Source organism: Nitrogeniibacter mangrovi (assembly GCF_010983895.1).
Lineage (GTDB): Bacteria > Pseudomonadota > Gammaproteobacteria > Burkholderiales > Rhodocyclaceae > Nitrogeniibacter > Nitrogeniibacter mangrovi.
The window spans coordinates 2723348-2749603 of record NZ_CP048836.1; the positions used below are offsets into that span (position 1 = coordinate 2723348).

Genomic DNA, 26256 nt, shown 5'->3' on the forward strand with positions numbered 1-26256 from the left:
TTGTTTGTTAGTCTGACGATGACCTACTTTCACACCCGTATGGGCACTATCATCGGCGCGGTTCCGTTTCACGGTCCTGTTCGGGATGGGAAGGGGTGGTTCCGGAACGCTATTGTCGTCAGACTTTGACTTTTGCTCTGACAGTATTTGACTGTCGGAGCGCAACTGGAAGAAATCGGATGTGAATCACGTGTGTGATTGCATTGAGGCGTAATTATTAGTTCTCAAGGTTATAGGATCAAGCCTCACGGGCAATTAGTATCGGTTAGCTTAACGCATTACTGCGCTTCCACACCCGACCTATCAACGTCCTGGTCTTGGACGACCCTTGAGCGTGATCGAGTCACGAGGGAAGTCTCATCTTGAGGCGAGTTTCCCGCTTAGATGCTTTCAGCGGTTATCTCTTCCGCACTTAGCTACCCGGCGATGCCACTGGCGTGACAACCGGTACACCAGAGGTGCGTCCACTCCGGTCCTCTCGTACTAGGAGCAGGCCCTCTCAAACTTCCAGCGCCCACGGCAGATAGGGACCAAACTGTCTCACGACGTTTTAAACCCAGCTCACGTACCACTTTAAATGGCGAACAGCCATACCCTTGGGACCGGCTACAGCCCCAGGATGTGATGAGCCGACATCGAGGTGCCAAACTCCGCCGTCGATGTGAACTCTTGGGCGGAATCAGCCTGTTATCCCCAGAGTACCTTTTATCCGTTGAGCGATGGCCCTTCCATACAGAACCACCGGATCACTATGACCTGCTTTCGCACCTGCTCGACTTGTGGGTCTCGCAGTCAAGCCTCCTTTTGCCATTGCACTATCAGTACGATGTCCGACCGTACCTAGGAGACCTTCGTACTCCTCCGTTACCCTTTAGGAGGAGACCGCCCCAGTCAAACTGCCCACCATGCACGGTCCCCGATCCGGATTCACGGACCAAGGTTAGAACCTCAACGACACCAGGGTGGTATTTCAAGGTTGGCTCCACGGAAACTGGCGTTCCCGCTTCAAAGCCTCCCACCTATCCTACACAAGTGACGTCAAAGTCCAATGCAAAGCTGCAGTAAAGGTTCATGGGGTCTTTCCGTCTAGCCGCGGGGAGATTGCATCTTCACAACCATTTCAACTTCGCTGAGTCTCAGGAGGAGACAGTGTGGCCATCGTTACGCCATTCGTGCAGGTCGGAACTTACCCGACAAGGAATTTCGCTACCTTAGGACCGTTATAGTTACGGCCGCCGTTTACCGGGGCTTCGATCAAGAGCTTGCACCCCATCACTTAACCTTCCGGCACCGGGCAGGCGTCACACCCTATACGTCCACTTTCGTGTTTGCAGAGTGCTGTGTTTTTAATAAACAGTCGCAGCCACCGATTCTCTGCGGCCCCCTTCTGCTCCACCCGCAGGGGTTTCACATACAAGGGGCACACCTTCTCCCGAAGTTACGGTGTCAATTTGCCGAGTTCCTTCTCCTGAGTTCTCTCAAGCGCCTTGGTATTTTCAACCTACCCACCTGTGTCGGTTTGCGGTACGGTCGATTTTAGACTGAAGCTTAGAGGCTTTTCCTGGAAGCATGGTATCGACCACTTCGGATTCAATGAATCCTCGTTATCACGTCTCATCTAAGCCCGGCGGATTTGCCTACCAGGCACGACTACACGCTTGAACCGGGACATCCAACACCCGGCTGGCCTAACCTTCTCCGTCCCCCCATCGCATCTAAAATCGGTACAGGAATATTGACCTGTTTCCCATCGACTACGCATTTCTGCCTCGCCTTAGGGGCCGACTCACCCTGCGCCGATGAACGTTGCGCAGGAAACCTTGGGTTTTCGGCGAGGGTGCTTTTCACACCCTTTATCGCTACTCATGTCAGCATTCGCACTTCTGATACCTCCAGCATCCCTTACGAGACACCTTCGCAGGCTTACAGAACGCTCCCCTACCATGCGTGCAAGCACGCATCCGCAGCTTCGGTTATCAGTTTGAGCCCCGTTACATCTTCCGCGCAGGACGACTCGACTAGTGAGCTATTACGCTTTCTTTAAAGGGTGGCTGCTTCTAAGCCAACCTCCTAGCTGTCTGTGCCTTCCCACCTCGTTTACCACTTAACTGATCATTTGGGACCTTAGCTGGCGGTCTGGGTTGTTTCCCTCTTGACAACGGACGTTAGCACCCGCTGTCTGTCTGCCGTGTATCACTTTCCGGTATTCGGAGTTTGCTATCGCGGGGTAAATCGCAGTGACCCCCCAACGATGACAGTGCTCTACCCCCGGAAGTGTCCGCACGACGCACTACCTAAATAGTTTTCGGGGAGAACCAGCTATTTCCAGATTTGTTTGGCCTTTCACCCCTATCCACAGCTCATCCCCTAATTTTTCAACATTAGTGGGTTCGGACCTCCAGTGCGTGTTACCGCACCTTCATCCTGGCCATGGATAGATCATCTGGTTTCGGGTCTACATCCAGCTACTCATTCGCCCTTATCAGACTCGCTTTCGCTACGCCTCCCCTATTCGGTTAAGCTTGCAACTGAACGTAAGTCGCTGACCCATTATACAAAAGGTACGCAGTCACCCCACGAAGGGGCTCCCACTGTTTGTATGCATGCGGTTTCAGGATCTATTTCACTCCCCTCCCGGGGTTCTTTTCGCCTTTCCCTCACGGTACTGGTTCACTATCGGTCGATCACGAGTATTTAGCCTTGGAGGATGGTCCCCCCATATTCAGACAGGATTACACGTGTCCCGCCCTACTTGTCGTACGCTCAGACCCGCCAGCGACCCTTCGCATACAGGGCTATCACCTTCTATGGCCGGGCTTTCCATCCCGTTTTGCTGAGTTACTGGTTTAGTCGTACAGGCTGTTCCCGGTTCGCTCGCCGCTACTTCGGGAATCTCGGTTGATTTCTTTTCCTACGGCTACTTAGATGTTTCAGTTCGCCGCGTTCGCTTCCACGTACCTATGTATTCAGTACGGGATGACCCAAAAGGGCCGGGTTTCCCCATTCGGACATCTGCGGATCAAAGCTCTATTGCCAGCTCCCCGCAGCTTTTCGCAGGCTTACACGTCCTTCATCGCCTGTGATCGCCAAGGCATCCACCACATGCACTTAGTCGCTTGATCCTATAACCTTGAGCTCTGACCTTCCGGCCAAAGACTTCGGTTACAAGAAGAACTTTTAAGCGCCTCGGTTGTGCTTCCCGCCTGCCGCTGGTTCGCAAACAGACAGGAAACGATGCAATCACACAACATAAAACTTACTACTGTGTGATTCGCCGGTTCTTACGAACCGACGATACATTCGACTTCTTCCAAATTGTTAAAGAACGCCATGACCCGAAGATCATGTAAAACGTCAGCACTATCGGCTCGACCGAGCCCACACTGCTGACGCTTCACCGCGCTGGACAACCGAGCCCCAAAGGGGATTGGTGGAGGATGACGGGATCGAACCGACGACCCCCTGCTTGCAAAGCAGGTGCTCTCCCAGCTGAGCTAATCCCCCATCTTGATCGTTGGTGGGTCTGGTTGGGTTCGAACCAACGACCCCCGCCTTATCAAGACGGTGCTCTAACCGGCTGAGCTACAGACCCCACTTCTCGGGTGCGCGAGCTACGCATTGAACAACCGATAGGTTGTGGATACTTGGCCCCTGAGGGCTTTTCTCTGGAAAGGAGGTGATCCAGCCGCACCTTCCGATACGGCTACCTTGTTACGACTTCACCCCAGTCATGAATCTCACCGTGGTAAGCGCCCTCCCGAAGGTTAAGCTACCTACTTCTGGTGAAACCCACTCCCATGGTGTGACGGGCGGTGTGTACAAGACCCGGGAACGTATTCACCGCGGCATTCTGATCCGCGATTACTAGCGATTCCGACTTCACGCAGTCGAGTTGCAGACTACGATCCGGACTACGATCGGCTTTCTGGGATTGGCTCCACCTCGCGGCTTGGCAACCCTCTGTACCGACCATTGTATGACGTGTGAAGCCCTACCCATAAGGGCCATGATGACTTGACGTCATCCCCACCTTCCTCCGGTTTGTCACCGGCAGTCTCATTAGAGTGCCCAACCAAATGATGGCAACTAATGACAAGGGTTGCGCTCGTTGCGGGACTTAACCCAACATCTCACGACACGAGCTGACGACAGCCATGCAGCACCTGTGTCCAGGTTCCCGAAGGCACCAATCCATCTCTGGAAAGTTCCTGGCATGTCAAGGGTAGGTAAGGTTTTTCGCGTTGCATCGAATTAATCCACATCATCCACCGCTTGTGCGGGTCCCCGTCAATTCCTTTGAGTTTTAATCTTGCGACCGTACTCCCCAGGCGGTCGACTTCACGCGTTAGCTGCGTTACTCAGAAAGTTGCCTCTCCGAACAACTAGTCGACATCGTTTAGGGCGTGGACTACCAGGGTATCTAATCCTGTTTGCTCCCCACGCTTTCGTGCATGAGCGTCAGTACAGGCCCAGGGGGCTGCCTTCGCCATCGGTGTTCCTCCACATCTCTACGCATTTCACTGCTACACGTGGAATTCCACCCCCCTCTGCCGTACTCTAGCCGTGCAGTCACAAGCGCAGTTCCCAGGTTAAGCCCGGGGATTTCACACCTGTCTTACACAACCGCCTGCGCACGCTTTACGCCCAGTAATTCCGATTAACGCTCGCACCCTACGTATTACCGCGGCTGCTGGCACGTAGTTAGCCGGTGCTTCTTCTGGTGGTACCGTCATCGACGCCATGTATTAGACAGCGCCATTTCTTTCCACCTGAAAGAGCTTTACAACCCGAAGGCCTTCTTCACTCACGCGGCATGGCTGGATCAGGCTTTCGCCCATTGTCCAAAATTCCCCACTGCTGCCTCCCGTAGGAGTCTGGGCCGTGTCTCAGTCCCAGTGTGGCTGATCATCCTCTCAGACCAGCTACGGATCGTCGCCTAGGTGAGCCTTTACCCCACCTACTAGCTAATCCGACATCGGCCGCTCCAATCGCGCGAGGTCCGAAGATCCCCCGCTTTCCCCCAAAGGGCGTATGCGGTATTAATCCGGCTTTCGCCGGGCTATCCCCCACGACTGGGTACGTTCCGATGCATTACTCACCCGTTCGCCACTCGTCGGCAGGAAGCAAGCTCCCCCCGTTACCGTTCGACTTGCATGTGTAAAGCATGCCGCCAGCGTTCAATCTGAGCCAGGATCAAACTCTTAAGTTCAATACCTGTTCGCACTCAAAGTCAGAAAACTGACATGAATGCTCAATCTTTGTGAAACTCTCGCGACCCGAAGGTCGCTACCGACAAAGACCAAGCACCCACACCTATCGGTTGTCCAAATTTTTAAAGAGCCGCTGAACAACTCACGTCCGTTCAGCGAAGAAGCGAGATTCTGACAACTTCTCAACTCCTCGTCAACCCCCGCAAACGCCTAACGATCAACGCCGCAGAGACCAACCAACGCACCACCAAAACAACTCAGAAGCGCGAAGAGGGGCGAATTATAGAGACTCCGGAGCGGCTGTCAACTGCCTGCAACAAACGTTCGAAAAATCAGTACTCGGGCTGGCCGACGAAGTTCTCGAAGCGGGTGTACTCGCCGATGAAAGTCATGCGTACCATGCCCGTGGGGCCGTTACGATGCTTGCCGATAATGAGCTCTGCCGACCCCTTGTCCGGCGAATCGGGATTGTAGATCTCATCCCGGTACACAAACATGATGATGTCCGCGTCCTGCTCGATTGCCCCCGATTCCCGCAGATCGGACATGACCGGCCGCTTGTTCGGCCTCTGTTCGAGACTTCGGTTGAGCTGGGACAGCGCCATGATCGGAACCTTCAGCTCCTTCGCCAACCCCTTGATGGATCGCGATATCTCCGACAGCTCCGCCGCGCGGTTGTCGCTCTGCTTGAGGGAGGACATCAGCTGGAGGTAGTCGACCACGATCAGGCCGAGCTTGCCGCACTGGCGATGCAGGCGCCGCGCCCGGGCGCGCAGGTCGATCGGATTGAGGCCCGGCGTCTCGTCGATGTAGATCGGGGCCTCGTGCAACTTTCCGAGCGCGTAGGTCAGGCGCTGCCAGTCGTCATCGGTGAGCTTGCCGGTCTTGAGCCGTGACTGGTCCAGCCGCCCCACCGACGAGATGAAGCGGTTCGCCAGCTGTGTGCCCGGCATCTCCATGGAAAAGATCGCGACGGGCAGGTGACTTTCGATCGCAACATGTTCGGCCACGTTGAGCGCGAACGTGGTCTTGCCCATCCCTGGACGACCGGCGACGACAATCATGTCGGTCGCGTGCAGGCCCGAGGTCAGCTCATCCAGATCCGCGAGCCCCGTGGGCACACCGGTCGTTTCGGAAGGTGAATCGCGGTCGTAGAGTTCCTGGATGCGATCGACCACCTGCCCGAGAATCGGCTGAATCGGCGTAAAACCCGCTTGCTGACGCGCACCCTCCTCGGCAATCTCGAAGACCCGCGCCTCCGCTTCATCGAGCAGGGTCGAGGCGTCTTTGCCTGCGGGGGTCAGCGCGCTGGCGGCGATCTCGTCGCCGACGGTGACGAGCGCCCGCAGGATCGCGCGCTCACGGACGATTTCGCCATAACGCCGGATATTCGCTGCCGATGGCGTGTTGTTCGCAATCTCGCCCAGATAGGCCAGGCCGCCCGCCTGATCCGCCTCTCCGCTTTTCTGCAACGATTCAAACACCGTCACCACATCGGCCGGTTTGGCCATCTCGATGAGTCGGGCGATATGCCTGAAGATGCGCCGATGATCGTCGCGGTAGAAATCACCCTCCGCCACCAGATCCGCGACCTTGTCCCAGGCGGCGTTGTCCAGCAGCAAGCCACCGAGCAGCGACTGTTCGGCTTCGAGCGAGTGCGGGGGGAGCTTAAGGGCGGCGACTTCGTGGTCTACTTGCATGGCATCCATGATGCGGCATTTTGCCTAATCGAAAACAAAAAAGGGCTGCACCAGGCAGCCCTTTTTCTTGGTGCGGAACGCGCTTACTGCTGCTCGCCCAGCACCGAGACGGTGATGGTGGTCACCACGTCGGAATGCAGACCGACTTCGAGCTGCACGTCGCCAACGGCCTTGAGCGGGCCTTCCGGCATGCGGATCGAGCTGCGCTCGATCTCGAAGCCCTGCGCTTCGAGCGCTTCGGCCACATCGGCGTTGGTCACGGAACCGAACAGACGACCGTCCATGCCGGCATTGCGGGTGATCTGAACCATCAAGCCTTCGAGCTTCTCGGCCAGCGCCTGAGCGGCAGCCAGCTTGTCGGCCTGCGCCTTTTCCAGTTCGGCGCGACGGGCTTCGAATTCGGCCATGTTGGATTCGGTGGCACGCTTGGCCTTGCCCTGCGGGATCAGGAAGTTACGGGCATAACCGTCCTTGACCTTGACCACGTCGCCCAGATTACCGAGCTTGCCAACCTTCTCGAGCAGAATGATTTGCATGTCGAATTCCCCCGATTACTTGTGCAGATCGGTGTAAGGCAGCAGCGCCAGGAAGCGGGCGCGCTTGACGGCGGTCGACAGCTGACGCTGGTAGCCGGCCTTGGTACCGGTGATGCGGGCCGGCATGATCTTGCCGGTCTCGGTGATGAAGTCCTTCAGCAGATCCACATCCTTGTAGTCGATCTCTTCGATCTTCTCGGCGGTGAAGCGGCAGAACTTGCGGCGCTTGAACAGACCGCCTCCGCGGCCACCACGATTACCTCGACCCTTCGGTTTGAAAGCCATTGTCGATTCCTTCCAAAAATTTGATGTTCGTTATATGCAGCACCGGCGCCCTGCTTCGCTTGCTTTTCGCGGCGAGAAAGCCGGTGGCTTCAACCATCCAGTCACATCGGGCGACACCCAGCTGCCTGGCCATGTCCCCCAGCGCGACTGCGGGCAACTCGCATTCCACATCCCGCTCGACCCCGTTCTCCGTCTGCCGGGACACATGTCCCACAATGCAGCTGACCACGGGCACCCCGGCGGGGGTGTATCGCATCGGCGCCAGCTCAACGAGCCGACCCACGATGCGCAGCGTGTTGCTCACGCTGGTTTATTCCTCGGTCGCTTCTTCCTTGGAAGAGGCTTCGTCCTTGTCGTCGGCATTGCCGCCGGTCAGGGAGCGCGACTTCTCGTCCTTCATCATCGGGGACGGGTCGGTCACGGCCTTTTTCATGATCACGGTCAGGTGACGCAGCACGGCATCGTTGAACTTGAACGCGTGTTCGAGTTCGGCCAGGGTTTCCTGATCGGCCTCGATGTTCATGAGCACGTAGTGTGCCTTGTGGATTTTCTGGATCGGATAGGCCAGCTGGCGACGACCCCAGTCTTCCAGGCGGTGGATCACGCCACCCTTGGATTCGACGACCGAGCGATAACGCTCGACCATGGCCGGCACCTGTTCGGACTGATCCGGGTGGACAATGAAGACGATTTCGTAGTGGCGCATGCACACTCCTCGTGGTTACCAAAAAGCAGCCCCCGGTCATGCGTGCCCGGTGGAGCGAAGGAAAGCCCGCGATTCTAACCGGAAACCACCGGCAAATCAATCGCCTGATCACGACGGGAAGATGGCGCTCGGCCACCGCGCCGCCACGGTATCCTATGCGGGCCTCTGTGTATCGGACACCCGCCCTGACACCGTGACCCCGGATCCCCTCGACGCTTTCGAACTGCGCTGGCTGGCCGAAGCCACTCGCCTGCGCGAGCAGGCGCTCGGCCCGCTGGACGCTGCGGATGCCAACCGCGCCGCCCGGACCGGCGGCGGCTCGCTGGAGCAACGCGTCTGCCAGCGCGCCCGCGTGCTGGACGAGACGCGCGGCGGCATGGCCGACGCGCTCCGGCGCTGGCGCCAGCATGCGCAACTGGTGGCACTCGGGCTCGGCGTCGCGGCGATCGTCACCGGCATCGGTCTCGGCGCGTCGGTGCTCGGCGACGGTCAGCGGCCGGTCAACGTGATCTGGGCGCTGACCGGCCTGCTCGGCCTTCATGGGCTCACGCTGCTGATCTGGCTGGCGGCCGCCGTGGGCCTTGGCTCCCGCGGCGCGTCCCTGGCCGGTCGCCTGTGGCTGGATCTGACTGGCCGCCTCGGTCGCCGTCGCGATGAGACCTGGCTGCCGCGGGCGCTCGTGGACATGGGGCAGCGACATGGCGTGCTCACGGCCTGGCTTGGGCGACTGAGCCACGGGCTGTGGACGCTGACCCTCGTATCCGCCCTGGCCAGCCTATTGGCGCTGCTCGCCACCCGACGCTACGGCTTTGTCTGGGAGACGACCATTCTGTCCGAAGAGGTCTTCGTTCATCTGACCCGGGCGCTGGGAGTGCTCCCGGGCCTGCTGGGGCTACCGATGCCGGATGCGGCGGCCGTGCACCGCGCGGGTGGTGCGGCCCCCTTCGCCGCCGATCGCCAGCTATGGTCAGCCTGGCTCACCTCCGCTCTGGTCGTTTACGGATTGCTCCCACGGGCGCTCCTGTGGGCCTGGTGTGCCTGGCGCTGGCGCGGCTTTCGCCGCCATTTCCGGCTGGATCTGGATGATCCCGGCTACGCCCGCCTCGCCCGCCATCTGTCGCCCCCCACCGAGGCCGCCGGGGTCAGCGATGCCGCCCCCGGGCAACTGCCCACGTTTCATACCGACCATGGCACCGAAATCAGCGATCACGCCCGACAGGCGCTCGCGCTCGAGCTCGGGCCGGATCTGCCCTGGCCGCCCGCGGCCCTGCCGGTTGCGCAAACGGGGGGGCGGCTGGATACCCGTGACGCCCGGCGCGCAGCGCTCGACGCCCTGGCCGCACATCCGGTCGAACGTCTGCTGGTGGCGGTCGACGCGCGCCTGTCGCCCGACCGCGGGGCGCTCGCGCTGCTGGCCGAACTGAGTCGCTACAGCCAGCGCCTGGGCGTCTGGCTGTGTCGCGGCGAGCTCGTCGCCGAGCGCGAGCCAATCTGGCGCGACGCCCTCGAGCGGCTCGGGGTGGGCGCCGACGACATCCTCGCCGAGGCCACCACGGCCCGGCACTGGCTGGAAGCAGACGATGACTGAGCCCTTGCGCATTGCCGTGGTCGGCCACACCAACACGGGCAAGACCTCCCTGCTGCGTACCCTGTTGCGCGACACCCGCTTCGGCGAGGTCTCCAACCGGCCGAGCACCACGCGCCATGTGGAAGGGGCGCGCTTGATGGCGGACGACCGGCCGGTCGCCACCCTGTTCGACACCCCGGGCATGGAGGATGCCATCGCCCTGCTCGATTACCTCGACGTGCTCGCGCCGCCCGAGGCGCGCCTCGACGGCCCCGATCGGCTCAAGCGCTTGCTCGACAGCCCGGAGGCGAAGGGCCGCTTCGAACAGGAAGCCAAGGTGCTGCGCCAGCTCATGGACAGCGACGCCGGCTTCTACGTGATCGACGTGCGTGATCCGGTGCTGCCCAAGCATCGGGACGAACTGAGCCTGCTGGCCGCCTGCGCGCGCCCGTTACTGCCGGTGCTCAACTTCATCCACAGCGCCGCCAACCACGCGCCGGACTGGCAGCAGATGCTTGCCCGCGTGGGGCTGCACGCGCAGATCCGGTTCGACACCGTCGCCCCCGAGGCCGGTGGCGAACGCCGTCTGTACGAGGCGCTGGCCACGCTGCTGCCGGCGCGGCGCGAGGCGCTCGAGACCCTCGTCGCCTGCCGCGAGGCGGACGCGGCGCGCCGGCGCGAGGCCGCGGCGCGGCTGGTGGCCGAACTGGTTCTCGACACCGCCGCGGCACGGCGCCAGGTGGACGCGGACGACGAGCACCTCGCAGCCGCCGTACGTCAGCTGCATGGCGACGTGCGGCAGCGCGAGCAGCGCTGCGTCGATGCCTTGCTCGATCTGTACGGCTTCGACCGCAACGACGTCCACAACGCGCCCCTGCCCCTGCTCGACGGACGCTGGGAGGACGACCTGTTCAGCACCGAAACACTGCGCATCATGGGGGTGAGCATTGGCAAGGGCGCGGCGGCGGGCGCCGCCGCCGGTGTCGGGATCGATCTGCTCACCGGGGGCCTGACCCTGGGGACTGCTGCGGCGCTGGGTGCACTGCTGGGCGGCACCTGGCAGAGCGTCAGCGAATTCGGCAACCGGCTCAAGGGCAAGCTCACCGGCGCGCGGGAGCTCACCGTGGACGACGCCATCGTGCGCGTACTCGCGGCGCGCCAGCAGGCACTGCTGCAGGCGCTGGCCGGTCGGGGTCATGCGGCCCAGGGGCCCATCGACCTGTCCACCGCACCGGTTCAGCAATGGACCGCTGGCGACTTGCCGGCCGCGCTCGAGAAGGCACGCGCGCATCCCGAGTGGAGCTCACTGAGTCATGGCCGCCGGGAAGATACAGCGGAGCGTCAGGCGGCCATGCAGGCCTTGGCGGTGCGCTTTCAGCCGGAGCAGACCGGCGTCTCCAGATAGCGACGCAACTCGGCCACGGCGGGTCCGAGCCGCCGCCCGATGGCTTCGACCGTGTCATTGACGCGGGGCGCCGGGACCGCCCCATCGCTCACATCACGCTCGGCCTCCTCGATGGCCTTGGCGAGGGCCTGCAGGCCGACGCTCGCCAGCGCGCCCTTGGTCGAATGCAGCCATCGGGCCAGCGCCTGCCGCTCGGCCTCGGAATCGTCTTCGAGACGCGGCACCGAGGCATCGCCCAGGGCCTCGAGCGTCTCGAGATTCACTTCGAGCACCTCGCGCAGCAGTGCCTCGTCCCCCCGAACCGACGGATGGCCGCGTCGTGGTCGAACTCTTCGAACGGCGCCGCGCGGGACCACCGGAGGTCCTCTGTCGCCACCGGCGTGCGCGACGCCTCGGGCGGAGGCCGTTGCGCCACCGCGCGCACGGCGTGCACCACGGCGCGCGCATCGAAAGGCTTGGTGAGGTAGTCGACCATCCCGATGGCGAGGCACTCGGCGCGCTCCTCGGCCAGCGCATTCGCGGTCAGCGCGATGATGGGGGGCGCCTCCTCGCCCAGGGCGTCGAGAATCTGGCGGGTTGCGGCCTTGCCATCGACCTCGGGCATCTGCAGATCCATGAGCACCGCATCGACCGATTCACGCAGCGCTGTCTTCACCCCGTCGGCACCATCGCCCACCGCCACCACCTCGGCGCCGACCCGGCGCAGCACATGCTCGGCCACGGTGCGGTTGATGCGGTTGTCGTCCACCACCAGAATCCGCAGGCCGTCGAGCCGCTCGCTCGCCTCATCGATGGCGTCGGCACGCACCGGAAGGCTGTCGGAGGCGACCTCACCGAACGGGATCTCGAGCCAGAACACGGCACCGTGATCGGCGTTGCGACAGCCCACGTCGCCGCCCATGGCCCGCGCCAGACGCCGGCAGATGGTCAGCCCGAGCCCGGTGCCGCCGTGGCGCCGGTTGATGCTGGCATCGGCCTGGCGGAACGGTTCGAACAAGGCGTCGATCTGTGCCGGGTCCACGCCTGGCCCGTTGTCCTGCACCTCGATCCGCAAGCGCGCTGCCGCGGCGGCGTCGGCCACCGGCGTGGCCGACGCATGCACCCGGATCTGCCCACGGTGGGAAAACTTCACCGCGTTGGAGAGGAAGTTGTTGACGATCTGGGCCAGGCGCGTGGCATCGCCCACGAGCGCCGGCGGCAGGGGGCCGGCCGGGTCGACCGTCAGCTCGATGTCGATCCCCTGCTCGCGGGCCGTCACCCGATGGGCGGCCAGACACACCTGCAGGATGTGTGCTGGATCGAATGGCGCCGAGTCCAGTTGCAGGGCCCCCGCCTCCACCTTGGAGAAGTCGAGCACATCGTCGACCACATGGCGCAGCTGATCCGAAGCCTCGACGAGCTGGCCGACCAGCACGTCCTGACCGGAACGGCCCGACGCCTCCCCGGCGATGATCCGTGCCAGGCCGATCACGCCGTTGAGCGGGGTGCGGATTTCGTGGCTCATGGCCGCCAGGAAACTGCTCTTGGCCTGATCCGCCTGGCGGGCCTGCTCGGCCGCGGCCTCGGCCTGCCCGAGCAGCGCCTCGCGCTCGCGGTCGCGACGCTCGAGGGCCTCGGCCATGCGGTTGAAGGAGCGCGCCACGGAGACCACCTCGCTCTCGCCATGCTCCGGCGCGCGGGAGCCCAGCTCGCCCCCGGCAATGCGCTCGGCGGCCCCGGCCAGCCCCGAGATGCTGCGCGCCAACCAGCCGCCCAGCAACCAGGAGAACAGGGCCGCCAGGCACATGCCGGTCACCGCGGCGATACCCGCGAGCCGCCGCGCCTTGCCCAGTTCGGCTCGCGCCTCGGTGTTTTCGATCCCGATCTCGACCCGCCCGATGGGCACATCGCCGGCCCGGATGGTGTCCCCCACCTCGAAGACGCCGTCCGGATCGAGCGGTTCGTTCTGTGCGTCGAACGGCCGGTCCAGCGCGAGCGCCTTGCCCTGTCTGGCCACCAGGCGCCCGTCCATGTCGAACACGCGGACCAGTTGCGCCCCGCCATGCGTCACCAGATCGGACGACACCGCCTCGATCTTGGCCAGATCGCTGGAGAGCAAGGCATCACTGATGGCCACCGAATAGAGGTCGATGGCGGTCGCCGCGCTCTGGCGGATCTGCCGCGCCTGCCCGCGTTCCATCTGCCCGAGCGCCGCCGTGATCGTCATCGTCAGCGCAACCGCCTCGATCAATGCGATCCCGATGATCGCCTTCCAGCGAAACGAGAGGTGTCGCAGCTTCATTCCCGCACGCCGGTCATTGGCCCGGGGGCTGCGCGATCACATGCAGATCGAGCGCGCGGATCGGATCCCAGTCCGCATCCGCCGCCGCCTCGATGCCCTTGAAGCGCAGCACATGGAGCATGGCCTGCCCGGAGGCATCGGACTCCAGCGCCTGCATCCCGTCGAAGAAGACCGTGCGCACCCGCGCGTCAAGCCCCGGCAGGGCCGCGAAGGCGTGGGGCGCGTAGGCCTGGCTCTCCCAGATGACCTGCAACCTGTCGCGCACCGCCGGTGCGATCGCGTTGAGCGTGCGGACGATGCCTCCGCCGGCCGGATAGAAGCCGCGCGAGACGTTCAGGTACACCGAATCGTGCGATGCGACATAGACCGGCTCGACCGACACCCCGGCCTTCTTCATTTCCGCCAGCGGAATGATGGTTGCCGCGAAGGCCGCCGGCGACGGGAATGCCACCTTGAGGCCGTCCAGATCGGCCATGCGCTTGACCGGACCGCCCTTGGCGGCCACCAGCAGCCCCTTGAGCGCCCGCCCTTTTTCCTTGGCGAACGCCCGGTAACCCGGCGACTGGCTGAACACCGTGTAGTGATAAGGGTTCATGTAGGCGATGTCGTACTCACCGGCGGCGGTGCGCTTCTCGAATTCGGGAATCGTCGGTGCCGTGGCGAAGCGGAAGGTACACCCGCTGCGCTTCGATATGGCCGACAGAATGGGCAGCCAGGCGCGCGCCAGGTCGCTCGGCGCCTGTTGCGGCACCACGCCCACGCTGACCGGCCGCGCCACCGGGCACTCGGCGGCCGATGCGGAGGCAAAGACCCAGACACCCGCAAGCAGGGCGACACAGCTTCTAGCCATACGGTGCATCCAACGGACTCCTTCGATTCAAATAGTCGTGACGGACTCTTGGCCCTCCGCGTTTAACGGCCGCTCGGTCGCCATTCTTGATGGCCACAGGCCTGGATGGGTGCCGCGCGCCGCCGCGCTCGTGACCCCGGTCAAATCCGGAGTAAGATAGCGACTCGTGTTCGACGGGGAGACGGATCCGGACCAGCCCCTCCCGCACGCCCCGTCCCGTTTCAGCCCAGCGCATGCCCCTTCACGCCGTCACCAACCCGCCCATGCACACCGAGATCCTGAACCAGCTCAGTACCCCGGTCTGGATCCTTGCGGCCGAGCATCACGACATCCTGTTCGCCAATCCCGCAGCACGAGCCATGAGCGATGGACGCCAGCTGGTCGAGCTGCGCGAGGGCCTCTACTCGGCACACGCGGAACAGAAGCTCGTCTCCTACCTGCCGTCGCTGTACGCCAACGAACATGTGATCGAGGTGTGGACGGTGTTTGCGCAGGGGATCGAAACCGCGCTGAGCTGCCAGCTGTCGCTGGTGGAGCACGGCTCCCAGGGGCCGGCCATTCTGGTCGAAGGCCTGATCGGCGCGCCCGTGACGCCCCGCATCGGCAGCTCGCCGACCGAAGCCCGCCTGTGCTCCATGCCCGTCTGCGGCGACGAGCGCAGCTTCTACGAACGCCTGTTCCGCACCAACTCCGCGCCGATGCTGCTGATCGATCCGGATCATGACGGCCGGATCATCGACGTCAATCACGCCGCCACACGCTTCTACGGTTACCCGCGCGAGGTCTTCTGCACCAAGCACACCTGGGAGATCAACGCCCTCGGGCGCGACGTCCTGCCCGTCATGCAGGAAGTGGCCAAGCTGCCGGGCGGGCATCGGCCGCTGCATTTCATTCATCACATGGCCGACGGCACCGCCCGCCATGTGCAGACCTACGCCGGCCCGCTGGTTATCGATGGCCGACGCCTGATGCTGTGCATCATCCACGACATCACCGAGCAGAAGCGTCTCGAGGAAAAGCTCGAGAAGGCCGCCTTGCGCGACGCCCTGACGGGCGCCTGGAACCGGCGCCAGTTCCTCCACCTGCTCGACTACACCCATGAACAGAAGCTGCGCTACGGGCACGAATACAGCGTCATCTTCCTCGACGCGGATCACTTCAAGGCCATCAACGACCAGCTTGGCCACGACGTGGGCGACGCCACCCTGAAAATGCTGGCACACACCCTCGAGACCCGGGTGCGCAAGGCGGATACGGTGTGCCGCTGGGGCGGCGAGGAGTTCGTGATCCTGCTGCCCGACACGCCGCTCGAGTGCGCGCATCACCTCGCCGAGGCGCTGCGCGAGACCATCGAGCAGACCACCCACCCGATGCTGCCGAAGCTCACCGTGAGCATCGGCGTGGCCCAGCACGAGGGCGACGAGGAGACCAACGCCCTGTTCCGGCGCGCGGACCAGGCGCTCTATCGCGCCAAGGCCGCCGGCCGGAACCGGGTGGTGGCCGCAACGCCCGCGGCCGAGCCGCGCTCCGACGCGGCCTGAACGACCAGCGCCCGGGCAACACCCGGATTGCCGGGAAGCGGAATCGGGTCTAGAACGGAGGGGTCCGGAATTGAGCTGACGCACACGCCCTCAGGAGACCCGCCCCCATGACCGAAGACCTGTGCACCGCGCTGTGCCAGCTCGACAACAGCCTCGACGCCAGCCTGTTCCTCACCGTGGGCGGCGTGGCGCTGACCCTGGCGGTGTTCCTCTACACCACCGTCGCCCAGATCGAGGACCGCCACACCAACCTCTCCGACGACTACGCGATCAAGCCGGCGGCGCGCCATCGCCTCGCCCAGCTCAAGCTCGGGCTGCGCAAGATCCTCTATGCCTGGTGGCTGAGCGTGCTCGGCGTGGTCTATTCGCTCAGCTTCGACCTGTCGACCGCGGTGCCCCTGGTCAAGCCGTCGGATGTCGCCGCCCACCTCGACCTGCTCGCCCAGTTCCGGCAGGCGGCGCTACCGGTCGAGATCGACACGCTCTCGTCCACGGCCCTGCTGGCGGTGGTCCTGGGGATGCTGTCCTACGGCGCCTGGCTGATTTTTCCGGACATGCGCGACGTCCTCGCCGACAAGGAAGCCTGAGCCCGCCGGCGCCGCCGGATGGCCGCGCGGCGCGGCAAAGGGAAGATCACCCGCGACGGTCGCCTGCCCAAGGACATCCGCAACCAGGTCCGCTCGGTGCGCATCGTGCGCACCCGGTAGCGGATGGCGCCATCCAGACGCATCCGGACGGCGCCCCATGGCATCATGGGGCGTCGGTTTTCTTACGAGGCAGCGGCAGTGAGCGGAACACACCGATGATCACGGGCGACTTCTCCACGCTCGACGGCATCCTGCTCGTCGTCGCCGTACTCATCGCCGCCCTGATGCTGCGGCCCACGGTGCGCGACGCACCGTTCTGGCGGGCCACGGTCACCCCGCTGGCCTCGATCATCGGCAGCGGTTTCCTCGTGGTCGCGCCCCTGCTGGCCCACATCGCCGGCGCCCGGGCCTTCGTGGCCATCGTCGTCATCGTGCTGTTGTCGTTCTGGCTGGGCGCGGCCATCCGCTTCAACATCCTCCACGACGGCCATCATGCCAGCGACGCCCCGGACCGGGCGGTGCAGGCGCTCGAACGCGTCTCCGACATCGCCCTCGCCCTCGCCTACGTGGTCTCGATCACCTTCTACATCCGCCTGATGTGCGGCTTCGTGCTCACCGGCATCCACGCCTACACGCCCTTCAACGCCGACGTGCTGGCCACCCTCATCCTCGCCTTCATCGGCCTCTACGGCCTGCGCCGCGGCCTGCTCGGCCTGGAGCGGCTGGAGGAATACTCGGTCACCATCAAGCTGGCCATCATCGCCTCGCTGCTGCTCGGACTCATGGTGCACGACGTGGGCCACGGCTACGCGCTCGGCGATCTGGACACGCCCGACACGGGCCTGTGGACCACCCTGCGCGAGCTGGCCGGCATGCTGCTGATCGTGCAGGGCTTCGAGACCTCCAAGTATCTGGAATCGACCTATCCGGCGCGCCTGCGGGCCCGCTCCATGAGTCTGGCCCAGGGGCTGGCCGGCGTCATCTACCTGGCCTTCGTCGCCCTGGCCATGCCACTGATGGGGCCCTACACCCGCACCACACCGGACGAGACCGCCATCATCGGCCTGTCCGGCAACATCACCCTGGTGCTGCCCATCATGCTGGTGGTGGCCGCGGCCATGAGCCAGTTCAGCGCCGCCATCGCCGACACCATCGGCGCCGGCGGCGTGGTCGAGAAGGAGACCCGCAAGCGCGTGAGCGCGCGCACCGGCTACCCGGTCATCGTCGCGCTGGCCATCGCCCTGATCTGGACCAGCCACATCTTCGAAGTGGTCACCCTCGCCTCCCGCGCCTTCGCGCTCTACTACATGCTCCAGGCGGCCCTCGCCGCGCGCATCGCCGCGCAGCGGCACAGCGACGGGCAGCGCCGCTGGCGGGTCGCCGCCTTTGCAGCACTGGCGGCGCTGATGCTGCTGGTGGTGATCTTCGCCAAGCCAGTGGCCGCTTGAGTGCCGGCCATGAACCGATTCGGGCAGAATCGATTCGCACACGGACAACACGCACCCACCACAGGAGACCCGATCCATGAACGCAGACGACCTGCGCGCCCAACAAGCGCCGCTCAAGGCCCGCTACAAGGACGAACCCGACGCCGCCCTCGTCACCCTGCGCGCCCGCGGCAGCCTCGGCGAGAACGTCAGCTGCAAGGTGGAGACCGGCAAGGCCCTGGTCACCGCCGGCCTGCACCCGGCCACCGGCGGCAGCGGCCTGGCGGCCTGCTCCGGCGACATGCTGCTCGAAGCGCTGGTGGCCTGTGCCGGCGTGACCCTGAACGCGGTGGCCACGGCGCTCGGTATCGCGCTGCGTGACGCCCGTCTCGAGGCCGAAGGCGATCTGGACTTCCGCGGCACGCTCGGGATCTCGAAGGAAGTGCCGGTGGGCTTTCAGGCCATCCGCCTGACCGTCACCCTCGACACCGACGCGTCGGACGAAGAACTCGACACCCTGCTCAAGCTCACCGAACGCTACTGCGTGGTGTATCAGACCATCGCCGGCTCCCCCGCAATGACGCTCAACCGACACCGGGCATGACGCCCCGTCCGCCCCGATGCCCGTCATCCGGACGGGCGCGGCCGCCGCATGGCTTTAGTTGAACATCAGCGCTGTCGCCGGTATGAAGCTCACGATCATGAGCACCACGAACATGGCAGCGATGAACCACTTGCCGTAACTCATGACCTGCTCGATGCGCATGCCGGTGGCGGAGCACACGGTCAGCAGCACCGAGGCCACCGGCGGCGTCTGCTGGCCGATGCCCAGGTTGAGGCAGACGATCACCCCGAAGTGCGCCGGATCGATACCCATCTGATGGACCAACGGCATGAGCATCGGCACGACCACGATGATCGCCGCCGAGGCATGCAGGAACATGCCCAGAGCCAGCAGGAACAGGTTGATCAGCAGCAGGCGGACGACATAGCTGTCGCTGACGCCGCCCAACGCACCGGCCACCTGCTGCGGCAGGCGCTCGTTGGCGAGGAACTGACCCAGCACCGCAGAGCCAGCGATGATCAGCATCACCACGGCGGTCTGCTTCACCGTCTCGAGCATCAGCGCATAGATGCGCTGGCGGCTCAGGTCGCGATGCAGCACGGTGCCGAAGAGCAGCGCGCACACCACCCCGAGCGCCGCCCCCTCGGTCGGGGTCACGAAACCACCGATCAGGCCGCCGACGACGATGACGGGAATCAGCAGCGGCACGGCGGCCGCCTTGAGGGCACTGCCCAGACGCGGGAGCTCGAAGCGCTCGTCGCGCGGATACGCTTCCCGGCGCGCGAAGAGGTAGCTGGTCACCATGAACGCCCCGCCCAGGATCAGCCCCGGCACGATCCCGGCGATGAACAGATCCTTGATCGAGGTGTTGGTGGTCACCCCGTACAACACCATCGGGATCGAGGGCGGGATGATGATGCCCAGCGTGGCGCTGGTGGCAGTCACCGCGGCGGCGAAGCTGCGCGGATAGCCCTGCTTCTCCATGCTCGGCACGAAGATCTTCGACATCACCGCCGCGTCGGCCACCGCCGAACCCGACATCTCCGCCATGAACATGGAGGTCACCACGTTCACATGCGCCAATCCGCCACGGATCCACCCCACCAGCGCGCGAGCCAGGTTGATGATGCGATCCGAGATCGAAGTGGCGCCCATCAGCTCACCCATGAAGATGAACAGCGGGATCGCCAGCAGGATCACCTTGTTGACGCCCGAGTACATTTGAATCGGGACCATGATGAGATCGACGCCCGACACCGCCATGGCGATGGCGGCCGCCACCATGAGGGCGAAGCCGATCGGCATGCCGACGGCGATCAGTGCGAACAGCAGCAGAACCACACCCCAGGCCATGTCAGCAGCCCTCCCCGTCGCGTCCGCGCCAAAGGCCGGCGATCTGCCACAGGATGGCGACGATCATGAGGCCGGCGGCCACAGGCACCGCGGCCATGAACCAGCCCTGGGCGATCTCGGCGGTCTCGATCTCGGTCGCACCGGAACTGCGGATCATGCGCACCGCCTCCACCAGCACCACGCCGAGAAACACCGCCACCGAGAGCGCAACCATCGCGCACACGAAACGCCCTCCGGCCGACGGCAGTTTGTCCACCAGCAGATCGAAGCTGATGTGCTTGCCCTCGCGCAGCGCCAGATAGCCGCCGAGAAAGGCGATCCACACCAGCAGCAGACCCGGCAGTTCGTCCGCCGTGCCGCTGATGAGGGAGAAGGCCGCGTCGAACCCCTGGTAGATCGGTGCCACCCAGGCGTGATCGGTGGCGGCGTGGCGCAACCCACCGAGCACCGCGTAGCGATAGAACACGTTGGCACACACCAGGAGGGTCGAGGCGGCGAAACACAGCGTGCTCACCGCGCCGACCACGCGATCGAGCCGGCGGATCATGGCGCCGTCCGGGTCGATTTCACGAACTTCAGGTACTCGTCGCCGAAGCTCTCCTCGTACTTGGCGCGCACGCCCTCGGTGGCGGCCTGGAAGGCGGCCAGATCGACGGTATTGACCTCGGCCTTGGCTTTCATCTCGGCCAGATAGCGCTCTTCGAGCTGCGCCGACAGATCGTAGGCAGCGTCGGTGATCTGACGCCCGACCTCCATGAAGACCTTGCGCTGTTCGGGGCTCAGGGAATCATAGAAGGCGTTGGACATCATCAGGAAGGACGGCGTGTACACATGGCTGGTCAGGCTCATGTACTTGGCCACCTCGTAATGTTTCTGCTCATAGAAACCATAGGTGGCCGCCTCGGCGCCATCGACCACGCCGGTCTGCAACGAGGTGAAGGTTTCCCCCCAGGGCACGCTCTGCGGCGTGGCGCCCAGGTCCTTGAACACCGCCTGGCGGAACTTGCCACCGGAAATGCGGATCTTCAGCCCTTCGAGATCGGCCGGCGTCCTGATGGGCCGCTTGGTATTGATCACATGGCGGAAGCCGTTCTCGTAGATCCCGACCACCTTGACGCCACCGACCTCCTCGATGCGCGCGCGCACCGCATCCTCGAGACCGGCGGCCATGGCGCGACGCACATGCGCGCGATCGGTGAACAGCCAGGGCAGATCGAAGATGCCGAGCTTCTTGTCCAGCTTGAGCACACCGGAGGCGATATTCACCATCTCGATCGAGCCGGCCTGCAGATTGGCCAGCAAGGCCTTTTCATTACCGAGCTGGCCGCTCGGGAACAGTTGGAACTCGAACTGGCCGGGCAGCCGTTTTTCGATCTCCGCCGCGAACAGTTGCGACTGGGCGTGCTCGGGCGAGAGCGCCGACACATGGCTGGCGATACGCACCACCACCGGCTCGGCCATGGCGTTGCCGCCCAGGCACGCGGCGAACGCCGCCACGCTCATCACGAAGTGTTTGATCAGTTTCATGGTGTCTCCTCTTGGTTTATGGCCGGATCGGTGCCGGCGTTCGCTGATCAGCGAATCTCGGTGTGGTACTTGAACTGCGCCGCCGGACCGCGGGACCGGCGCCACTCGATGGGGCGCCCGTCGTAGCCGTAGGCGAGCCGGTCGATGACGATCAGCGGTGTGTGCTCCTCGAGCCGCAATACCCGCGCATAGGCTGGCGTGGCCATCTCCACGGTGAGGCTCTCTTCCGCCCGGGCGACCACCTCGCCGCACAGGCTGTCGTACACCGGATACAACAGGGGGCCGATTTCCGAGGCATCCATCGCCATGAACGCGGCGAAACGCTCGGCCGGCAGCCATATCTGCTCGGCCAGCATCGGCACGCCGTCGATCAGACGCAGGCGATTCATGAAGATCACCTCGGCCTCGCCGGGCAGTTGCAGCTGACGCGCCACTTCACTTGGCGCGCGCATGAGTTCGCGCTGGACGATGCGGCTCTCGGGCACCACGCGCTCCCCCGCCTCGTTGGAAAAGCGAAAGAAACGGAACAGGGACTGGTCGAAGCTCGGACGGCGCACGAAGGTGCCACGTCCGTGCTGGCGCTCCAACAGGCCTTCATCGACCAGTCGCGCCAGCGCCTGCCGGGCCGTACCAGGCGCAACGCCGTATTGGGCGGCGATGACGTTCTCCGAAGGAATCTGCTCACCCGGGCGCCAGCGGCGGGTGACCACCTCGTCGCGCAAGGTCTCGGCAAGTCTCTGATAGCGGGGCAAACGCGCATCGCCCTTGAGTGCGCTCACGATGTCTCCTTGATGTCGGTGTTGCACTACAGTTCTATATAGAAGTATAAATACACTTCTTTGTCAATCAGTGAAATGAATGAAATTCACCGGCGCAAACGTTTTGATGGGCTTGCCGAGCGGCCGCTACGATGGTCACGCGCATGTGTTCGGCATCGACGGCACCATGGTTTCAGGCCGGCGCTACACCCCCGACCGCCCCGCCCTGCTGGCCGACTACATCGCCCTGCTCAAGGGTCACGGCCTGGACGGCGGACTGCTCGTGCAGCCAAGCTTCCTGGGCACAGACAACACCTACCTGGTCGATTGCCTGCGCCGAACGGACGAACACGGCGACCTGGTGTTCCGGGGCGTCGCCATGACCGACCCGGCCACCTCCGACACGGCTCTCGCCGACATGGCGGAGGCGGGCGTGCTGGGCATGCGGCTGAATCTGATCGGCCGCGAGGTGCCGGATTTCACCACACCCGAGTGGCGAGGCCACCTGCACGATCTCGCCGCGCTCGGCTGGCATCTCGAAGTCCAGATCGAAGGTGCCCGGCTATCGCCGGTGTTGCCGGTGCTCGCCGAGCATGCCTATCGCCTGGTGATCGACCACTTCGGATTGCCCGCCCAGGGATGCTTCGAGACCTGCGCCGGGTTCCGGGCACTGTTGGAAGCGCCCGGCGACCAGGTGTTCGTGAAACTGAGCGCGCCATATCGCGCCTTCCCGGATGCAGCCGGCGACGTACTGTCCGAACGCGCCCGTTCCGCCGCGACCCGGCTTGTGGAGCGCTTCGCACCCGAGCGCCTGGTGTGGGGCAGCGACTGGCCTTGGACGCGTCACGAGGCCGGCCGCTCGTTCGAGGAGGCCCTCACCTGGCGGGCGACCTGGGAATCGCTGATATCGACGCCACCGGCCTCGCGATGAAGCGGGCGTCTTGAGCCGCTCCTTAGCCGGCGAAACGTCGCTCCGAAGCAAATCGGTCCGTCGCGGCGCGGATCGTCGCCAGCATGTCCGCCTCGAAGGGATTGTGACGGCAGCCGGGCACTTCCATGAGCACGCTGTTTGCGCACGCCGCGTGCACCTGCCGACTGTTTTCGATCGGGCAGATGCGGTCGTCGGCCCCATGGACGATGGCCACCGGCAACTCGCCGAGCGCAGCGGCCGCGCCCCGCCACCACCCCTCGTCGAGGAAGCAGCCGTGCTGAAGGTAGTGCGCCTGGATGCGGTATTTGTCGACGCGCGCAGCGACCGTCTCCGGGTGTTCCTCGATGCTCAGGTCGGGCACCGGGGCGCCGTCCATCACCGCCTCCCAGGCCTGCCAGGCGCGGGAGGCGCGCGCCTGCAACCTTGCATCGCCACTGAGCAGCGCCCCGAGCATCCAGGCGGCGAGCCGGTCGCGCTGGGGCGGTGGCGCCAGTTCGGCCATGAGATCGTGGGCGGGCGGCGACACCGCGCGGTGCGCTTCGAAGAAGTCGCGCACATCGGCCGGCGCGCCCATGAACAGGCCGCGCAGCATCAGGCCGGTGCAGTGGCGCGGATAGGTCGAGGCATAGGCCAGCGCCAGGGTCGCACCCCAGGAGCCGCCCATCACCAGCCACTGGCCCAGGCCCAGGTGGGCGCGCAGGCGCTCGATGTCGGCGATGAGGTGGTCGGTGGTGTTGTGTTCGAGGCTGCCGCGCGGGCGGCTGCGCCCGCAGCCGCGCTGGTCGAACTGGATGATGTGGTAGCGCGCCGGATCGAAGAAGCGCCGATGGGCCACCGACAGCCCGCTGGCGGGGCCGCCGTGCAGGCACACCACCGGCAGCCCCTCTGGGTTGCCGGACCGCTCCACGTACAGGGCGTGGCCATCACCGACGTCCAGCACGAATTCGTCCCAGGCGACGGGATCGGGCGTGGTCTCAGTCATGGCTCCATGGTACTCCTGACGCAGATCAAGGTGATCTCATGATTTTCTTGAGGCCAGATTCAAGAAAGCACGGACGCACCCCGCCACGCCGATAGGCATCCTTTGTCTGCGAGACCCACAGGGTTCTTTGCATAACGAAATTGGTCCATTACCTCAAAGGAGACTCACCATGAAATGGGAAACCCCGGCAGCTGCTGATTTCCGCTTCGGCTTCGAAATCACCATGTACGTCGCCGCTCGCTAAGAACGGCCCGAGGCCTGCGCAGGCTCCCTGCGCAGGCCTTTCTCGTTTACGCCCTCAGGAAAACCCCCTCCCGTGAAAATCCGTGTTCTCGGCTCCGCCGCCGGCGGTGGCTTTCCGCAGTGGAATTGCAATTGTCCCAATTGCGATGGCCTGCGAAAAGGTACCCTCAATGCCAAGGCCCGCACCCAGTCGTCCATCGCCGCCAGCGGCGACGGCGAAAACTGGCTGCTGTTCAATGCCTCGCCCGACGTGCTGCAACAGATCCAGTCCTTTCCGGCGCTTCAGCCCGGCCGCGCCCTGCGCGACACCGGCATCGCCGCGATCCTGCTCATCGACGCCCAGATCGACCACACCACCGGGCTGTACATGCTGCGCGAACACCGGCAGAAGCATCCGCTGTGGTGCACGAAGCAGGTGCGCGAGGATCTCACCCACGGCAACCCGATCATGAACCTGCTCGAGCACTACTGCGGGCTCGACTGGCACGACATCCCGCTGGGCGACAGCTTCTCCATGCCCGGCATCGACGGCCTGCGCTTCGAGGCGCTGCCGCTGATCAGCAATGCGCCGCCCTACTCGCCCCACCGCGACAAGCCCGAGCCGGGCGACAACGTGGGCGTCACGCTCATCGACACCGCCAGCGGCAAGCGGGTGTTCTACGCGCCGGGCCTGGGGCAGATGGAAGACCACGTGTGGGCCGCCATGCAGGCCGCCGACGTGGTGCTGGTGGACGGCACCCTGTGGACCGACGACGAAATGATCCGCCTCGGCGCCTCGCAGAAGACCAGCCGCGCCATGGGCCACATGCCCCAGAGCGGGCCGGACGGCATGATCGAATGGCTCGACAGGCTGCCCGCGAGCACGCGCAAGATCCTCATCCACATCAACAACACCAACGCCATCCTCGACGAAGACAGCCCCGAGCGCGCCGAGCTCACCCGCCACGGCATCGAGGTCTCCTTCGACGGCATGGACATCGAGGTCTGATGAAGCACGCCGCCCTCACCCTCGCCGCCGCTGCCGCCTTCGCCCTGCCGGGCATGGCGGCGGCCGAGTTGAGCGAGGAGGAACTCGCCGACATCGTGCACAAACCCAGCCTCGGCCTCTACAAGGGCTACGCCGAGTTCAAGATGGCGCACTACGACAACGCCCGCCAGATCTGGCGCGCGCTGGTCGACAAGGGCAACGCCGAGGCCTGGTTCAACCTGGGCCTGCTGGCCGAGGACGGCCTGGGCGAACCCCGGGACATGGTCGAGGCCCTGGCCCGCTACACCCGTGGCGCCGAGGCCGGCTCCACCAAGGCCCAGTACCGTCTCGCCCGCATCTACCTGGATGGCCAGGGCGTGCCCGCCGATCCAGCGCGGGGCGAGGCCTGGCTGGCGCGCGCCGCCGCCGGCGGTGACGACGCCGCCAAAGAGGAGCTGGCCGCCCTGCGCGCCGGCGCCCCGGCCGACCCCTTCGTGGCCGCCCGCCGCCTCGAATCGACCGGCGACGCCACTGCGGCCGCCGAGGCCTACGAAAAACTCTCCGAGGCCGGCGACCTGCGCGCCCGCACCCGGCTGGCCTGGCTGTACGAAGCCGGCCGCGGTGTCGAGCGCGACCTGGCCCGCGCCGCCGATCTGTTCCAGTCTGCCGCAGAAGCAGGCGAAGCCGAAGCCCAGTTCGCCCTGTCGGTGATGTATGAAACCGGCACCGGGCGCCCCAAAGACCCCCAGGCCGCCCGACGCTGGCTGCAGCAGTCCGCCGAGGCCGGCTACCCGGAAGCCGTCGCGCACCAGCGCGCACGCAGCGCGAACTAACA

At 64.5% G+C, this 26256-nt stretch carries 23 protein-coding genes, 2 tRNA genes and 3 rRNA genes; 10 read left to right on the top strand and 18 right to left on the bottom strand.

The window, feature by feature from the left end:
- Window positions 1-10: 10 nt before the first annotated feature.
- The 10 genes from rrf to rpsF all read right to left on the bottom strand — a co-directional run bounded on the left by rrf (window position 11) and on the right by rpsF (window position 8437).
- A 5S ribosomal RNA gene (gene rrf, locus G3580_RS12565) occupies window positions 11-123 on the bottom strand.
- Window positions 124-234: 111 nt separating this feature from the next.
- Window positions 235-3122, bottom strand: a 23S ribosomal RNA gene (locus G3580_RS12570).
- 306 nt (window positions 3123-3428) lie between these two features.
- Window positions 3429-3504, bottom strand: a tRNA-Ala gene (locus G3580_RS12575).
- An 11-nt stretch (window positions 3505-3515) separates the two neighbouring features.
- Window positions 3516-3592, bottom strand: a tRNA-Ile gene (locus G3580_RS12580).
- Between the two features lie 77 nt (window positions 3593-3669).
- Window positions 3670-5209 (bottom strand): 16S ribosomal RNA (locus G3580_RS12585).
- Together the 16S, 23S and 5S rRNA genes with 2 tRNA genes alongside form the textbook arrangement of a ribosomal RNA operon.
- A gap of 333 nt (window positions 5210-5542) precedes the next feature.
- Window positions 5543-6919, bottom strand: coding sequence for a replicative DNA helicase (gene dnaB, locus G3580_RS12590; RefSeq protein ID WP_173766013.1), 1377 nt, complete (start codon window positions 6917-6919; stop codon window positions 5543-5545).
- A 74-nt stretch (window positions 6920-6993) separates the two neighbouring features.
- A complete protein-coding gene (gene rplI / locus G3580_RS12595; RefSeq protein WP_173766015.1) occupies window positions 6994-7446 on the bottom strand; it encodes a 50S ribosomal protein L9 in 453 nt (150 codons plus the stop codon).
- Between the two features lie 15 nt (window positions 7447-7461).
- Window positions 7462-7731 (bottom strand): 30S ribosomal protein S18, encoded by a 270-nt coding sequence (rpsR, locus tag G3580_RS12600; RefSeq protein ID WP_173766017.1) that lies wholly within the window; start codon window positions 7729-7731, stop codon window positions 7462-7464.
- Window positions 7703-8035 (bottom strand): primosomal replication protein N, encoded by a 333-nt coding sequence (gene priB, locus G3580_RS12605; protein WP_228720654.1) that lies wholly within the window; start codon window positions 8033-8035, stop codon window positions 7703-7705. Before priB ends, rpsR begins: the two co-directional genes overlap by 29 nt.
- Before the next feature lie 6 nt (window positions 8036-8041).
- Window positions 8042-8437 (bottom strand): 30S ribosomal protein S6, encoded by a 396-nt coding sequence (rpsF, locus tag G3580_RS12610; RefSeq protein WP_173766019.1) that lies wholly within the window; start codon window positions 8435-8437, stop codon window positions 8042-8044.
- 193 nt (window positions 8438-8630) lie between these two features.
- Here rpsF and G3580_RS12615 point away from each other — a divergent pair, with 193 nt between their 5' ends.
- Window positions 8631-10025: a DUF2868 domain-containing protein gene (locus G3580_RS12615; RefSeq protein ID WP_217424483.1), complete on the top strand. Its 1395-nt coding sequence runs from the start codon at window positions 8631-8633 to the stop codon at window positions 10023-10025.
- On the top strand, window positions 10018-11409 hold the full coding sequence (locus tag G3580_RS12620) for a GTPase/DUF3482 domain-containing protein (RefSeq protein ID WP_173766023.1): 1392 nt from the start codon (window positions 10018-10020) through the stop codon (window positions 11407-11409). Before G3580_RS12615 ends, G3580_RS12620 begins: the two co-directional genes overlap by 8 nt.
- Here the strand turns inward: G3580_RS12620 and G3580_RS12625 are convergent.
- Genes G3580_RS12625 through G3580_RS12635 form a run of 3 tightly spaced genes read right to left on the bottom strand, consistent with a single transcriptional unit; the run spans window position 11379 to window position 14540 of the window.
- Window positions 11379-11681 carry an Hpt domain-containing protein gene (locus G3580_RS12625; protein ID WP_217424484.1) on the bottom strand — a complete coding sequence of 101 codons (303 nt, stop codon included), beginning with the start codon at window positions 11679-11681 and terminating at the stop codon, window positions 11379-11381. The two genes, G3580_RS12620 and G3580_RS12625, sit on opposite strands and share 31 nt — an antisense overlap.
- The gene (locus G3580_RS12630; RefSeq protein WP_173766027.1) at window positions 11669-13690 is read right to left on the bottom strand and encodes an ATP-binding protein; all 2022 of its coding nucleotides are present in this window, start codon (window positions 13688-13690) and stop codon (window positions 11669-11671) included. The genes G3580_RS12625 and G3580_RS12630 overlap by 13 nt, the downstream gene beginning before the upstream one ends.
- Before the next feature lie 13 nt (window positions 13691-13703).
- Window positions 13704-14540, bottom strand: coding sequence for a phosphate/phosphite/phosphonate ABC transporter substrate-binding protein (locus tag G3580_RS12635; RefSeq protein WP_173766029.1), 837 nt, complete (start codon window positions 14538-14540; stop codon window positions 13704-13706).
- Between the two features lie 233 nt (window positions 14541-14773).
- Between G3580_RS12635 and G3580_RS12640 the strand changes: the two genes are divergently transcribed.
- The 4 genes from G3580_RS12640 (at window position 14774) to G3580_RS12655 (ending at window position 18699) form a co-directional block, all read left to right on the top strand.
- Window positions 14774-16081 (top strand): sensor domain-containing diguanylate cyclase, encoded by a 1308-nt coding sequence (locus G3580_RS12640; protein ID WP_228720656.1) that lies wholly within the window; start codon window positions 14774-14776, stop codon window positions 16079-16081.
- A gap of 107 nt (window positions 16082-16188) precedes the next feature.
- On the top strand, window positions 16189-16668 hold the full coding sequence (locus G3580_RS12645; protein WP_173766031.1) for a hypothetical protein: 480 nt from the start codon (window positions 16189-16191) through the stop codon (window positions 16666-16668).
- A 215-nt stretch (window positions 16669-16883) separates the two neighbouring features.
- Window positions 16884-18116: an APC family permease gene (locus G3580_RS12650; RefSeq protein ID WP_173766033.1), complete on the top strand. Its 1233-nt coding sequence runs from the start codon at window positions 16884-16886 to the stop codon at window positions 18114-18116.
- A 76-nt stretch (window positions 18117-18192) separates the two neighbouring features.
- Window positions 18193-18699 carry an OsmC family protein gene (locus G3580_RS12655; protein ID WP_173766035.1) on the top strand — a complete coding sequence of 169 codons (507 nt, stop codon included), beginning with the start codon at window positions 18193-18195 and terminating at the stop codon, window positions 18697-18699.
- A gap of 54 nt (window positions 18700-18753) precedes the next feature.
- Here the strand turns inward: G3580_RS12655 and G3580_RS12660 are convergent, their stop codons facing one another.
- The 4 genes from G3580_RS12660 to G3580_RS12675 are packed head-to-tail and all read right to left on the bottom strand — an operon-like array spanning window position 18754 to window position 22319.
- A complete protein-coding gene (locus tag G3580_RS12660) occupies window positions 18754-20013 on the bottom strand; it encodes a TRAP transporter large permease (RefSeq protein ID WP_173766037.1) in 1260 nt (419 codons plus the stop codon).
- 1 nt (window position 20014) lies between these two features.
- The gene (locus tag G3580_RS12665) at window positions 20015-20560 is read right to left on the bottom strand and encodes a TRAP transporter small permease (RefSeq protein ID WP_173766039.1); all 546 of its coding nucleotides are present in this window, start codon (window positions 20558-20560) and stop codon (window positions 20015-20017) included.
- On the bottom strand, window positions 20557-21540 hold the full coding sequence (locus tag G3580_RS12670; protein ID WP_217424485.1) for a TRAP transporter substrate-binding protein: 984 nt from the start codon (window positions 21538-21540) through the stop codon (window positions 20557-20559). Before G3580_RS12670 ends, G3580_RS12665 begins: the two co-directional genes overlap by 4 nt.
- Before the next feature lie 47 nt (window positions 21541-21587).
- On the bottom strand, window positions 21588-22319 hold the full coding sequence (locus tag G3580_RS12675; protein ID WP_173766040.1) for a GntR family transcriptional regulator: 732 nt from the start codon (window positions 22317-22319) through the stop codon (window positions 21588-21590).
- A 79-nt stretch (window positions 22320-22398) separates the two neighbouring features.
- On the opposite strand from G3580_RS12675, the gene G3580_RS12680 reads away from it, so the two are divergent.
- On the top strand, window positions 22399-23229 hold the full coding sequence (locus G3580_RS12680; protein ID WP_173766042.1) for an amidohydrolase family protein: 831 nt from the start codon (window positions 22399-22401) through the stop codon (window positions 23227-23229).
- Between the two features lie 22 nt (window positions 23230-23251).
- On the opposite strand, the gene G3580_RS12685 is transcribed toward G3580_RS12680, so the two are convergent.
- Entirely contained in the window at window positions 23252-24211 is a 960-nt protein-coding gene (locus tag G3580_RS12685) for an alpha/beta fold hydrolase (RefSeq protein ID WP_173766044.1), read from the bottom strand.
- A gap of 169 nt (window positions 24212-24380) precedes the next feature.
- Between G3580_RS12685 and pqqA the strand changes: the two genes are divergently transcribed.
- The 3 genes from pqqA (at window position 24381) to G3580_RS12700 (ending at window position 26254) form a co-directional block, all read left to right on the top strand.
- On the top strand, window positions 24381-24455 hold the full coding sequence (pqqA, locus tag G3580_RS12690; RefSeq protein ID WP_173768799.1) for a pyrroloquinoline quinone precursor peptide PqqA: 75 nt from the start codon (window positions 24381-24383) through the stop codon (window positions 24453-24455).
- Window positions 24456-24527: 72 nt separating this feature from the next.
- The gene (gene pqqB / locus G3580_RS12695) at window positions 24528-25442 is read left to right on the top strand and encodes a pyrroloquinoline quinone biosynthesis protein PqqB (protein WP_173766046.1); all 915 of its coding nucleotides are present in this window, start codon (window positions 24528-24530) and stop codon (window positions 25440-25442) included.
- Window positions 25442-26254 (top strand): tetratricopeptide repeat protein, encoded by an 813-nt coding sequence (locus tag G3580_RS12700; protein ID WP_173766048.1) that lies wholly within the window; start codon window positions 25442-25444, stop codon window positions 26252-26254. The genes pqqB and G3580_RS12700 overlap by 1 nt, the downstream gene beginning before the upstream one ends.
- Window positions 26255-26256: the final 2 nt, after the last annotated feature.

What these genes read in the sequence shown, in the direction of transcription:
- dnaB (WP_173766013.1), bottom strand. Translation starts at nt 6,919, where the DNA reads ATGGATGCCATGCAAGTAGACCACGAAGTCGCCGCCCTTAAGCTCCCC.
- rplI (WP_173766015.1), bottom strand. Translation starts at nt 7,446, where the DNA reads ATGCAAATCATTCTGCTCGAGAAGGTTGGCAAGCTCGGTAATCTGGGC.
- rpsR (WP_173766017.1), bottom strand. Translation starts at nt 7,731, where the DNA reads ATGGCTTTCAAACCGAAGGGTCGAGGTAATCGTGGTGGCCGCGGAGGC.
- rpsF (WP_173766019.1), bottom strand. Translation starts at nt 8,437, where the DNA reads ATGCGCCACTACGAAATCGTCTTCATTGTCCACCCGGATCAGTCCGAA.
- G3580_RS12620 (WP_173766023.1), top strand. Translation starts at nt 10,018, where the DNA reads ATGACTGAGCCCTTGCGCATTGCCGTGGTCGGCCACACCAACACGGGC.
- G3580_RS12630 (WP_173766027.1), bottom strand. Translation starts at nt 13,690, where the DNA reads ATGAAGCTGCGACACCTCTCGTTTCGCTGGAAGGCGATCATCGGGATC.
- G3580_RS12635 (WP_173766029.1), bottom strand. Translation starts at nt 14,540, where the DNA reads ATGGCTAGAAGCTGTGTCGCCCTGCTTGCGGGTGTCTGGGTCTTTGCC.
- G3580_RS12640 (WP_228720656.1), top strand. Translation starts at nt 14,774, where the DNA reads ATGCCCCTTCACGCCGTCACCAACCCGCCCATGCACACCGAGATCCTG.
- G3580_RS12645 (WP_173766031.1), top strand. Translation starts at nt 16,189, where the DNA reads ATGACCGAAGACCTGTGCACCGCGCTGTGCCAGCTCGACAACAGCCTC.
- G3580_RS12650 (WP_173766033.1), top strand. Translation starts at nt 16,884, where the DNA reads ATGATCACGGGCGACTTCTCCACGCTCGACGGCATCCTGCTCGTCGTC.
- G3580_RS12655 (WP_173766035.1), top strand. Translation starts at nt 18,193, where the DNA reads ATGAACGCAGACGACCTGCGCGCCCAACAAGCGCCGCTCAAGGCCCGC.
- G3580_RS12660 (WP_173766037.1), bottom strand. Translation starts at nt 20,013, where the DNA reads ATGGCCTGGGGTGTGGTTCTGCTGCTGTTCGCACTGATCGCCGTCGGC.
- G3580_RS12665 (WP_173766039.1), bottom strand. Translation starts at nt 20,560, where the DNA reads ATGATCCGCCGGCTCGATCGCGTGGTCGGCGCGGTGAGCACGCTGTGT.
- G3580_RS12670 (WP_217424485.1), bottom strand. Translation starts at nt 21,540, where the DNA reads ATGAAACTGATCAAACACTTCGTGATGAGCGTGGCGGCGTTCGCCGCG.
- G3580_RS12680 (WP_173766042.1), top strand. Translation starts at nt 22,399, where the DNA reads ATGAAATTCACCGGCGCAAACGTTTTGATGGGCTTGCCGAGCGGCCGC.
- G3580_RS12685 (WP_173766044.1), bottom strand. Translation starts at nt 24,211, where the DNA reads ATGACTGAGACCACGCCCGATCCCGTCGCCTGGGACGAATTCGTGCTG.
- G3580_RS12700 (WP_173766048.1), top strand. Translation starts at nt 25,442, where the DNA reads ATGAAGCACGCCGCCCTCACCCTCGCCGCCGCTGCCGCCTTCGCCCTG.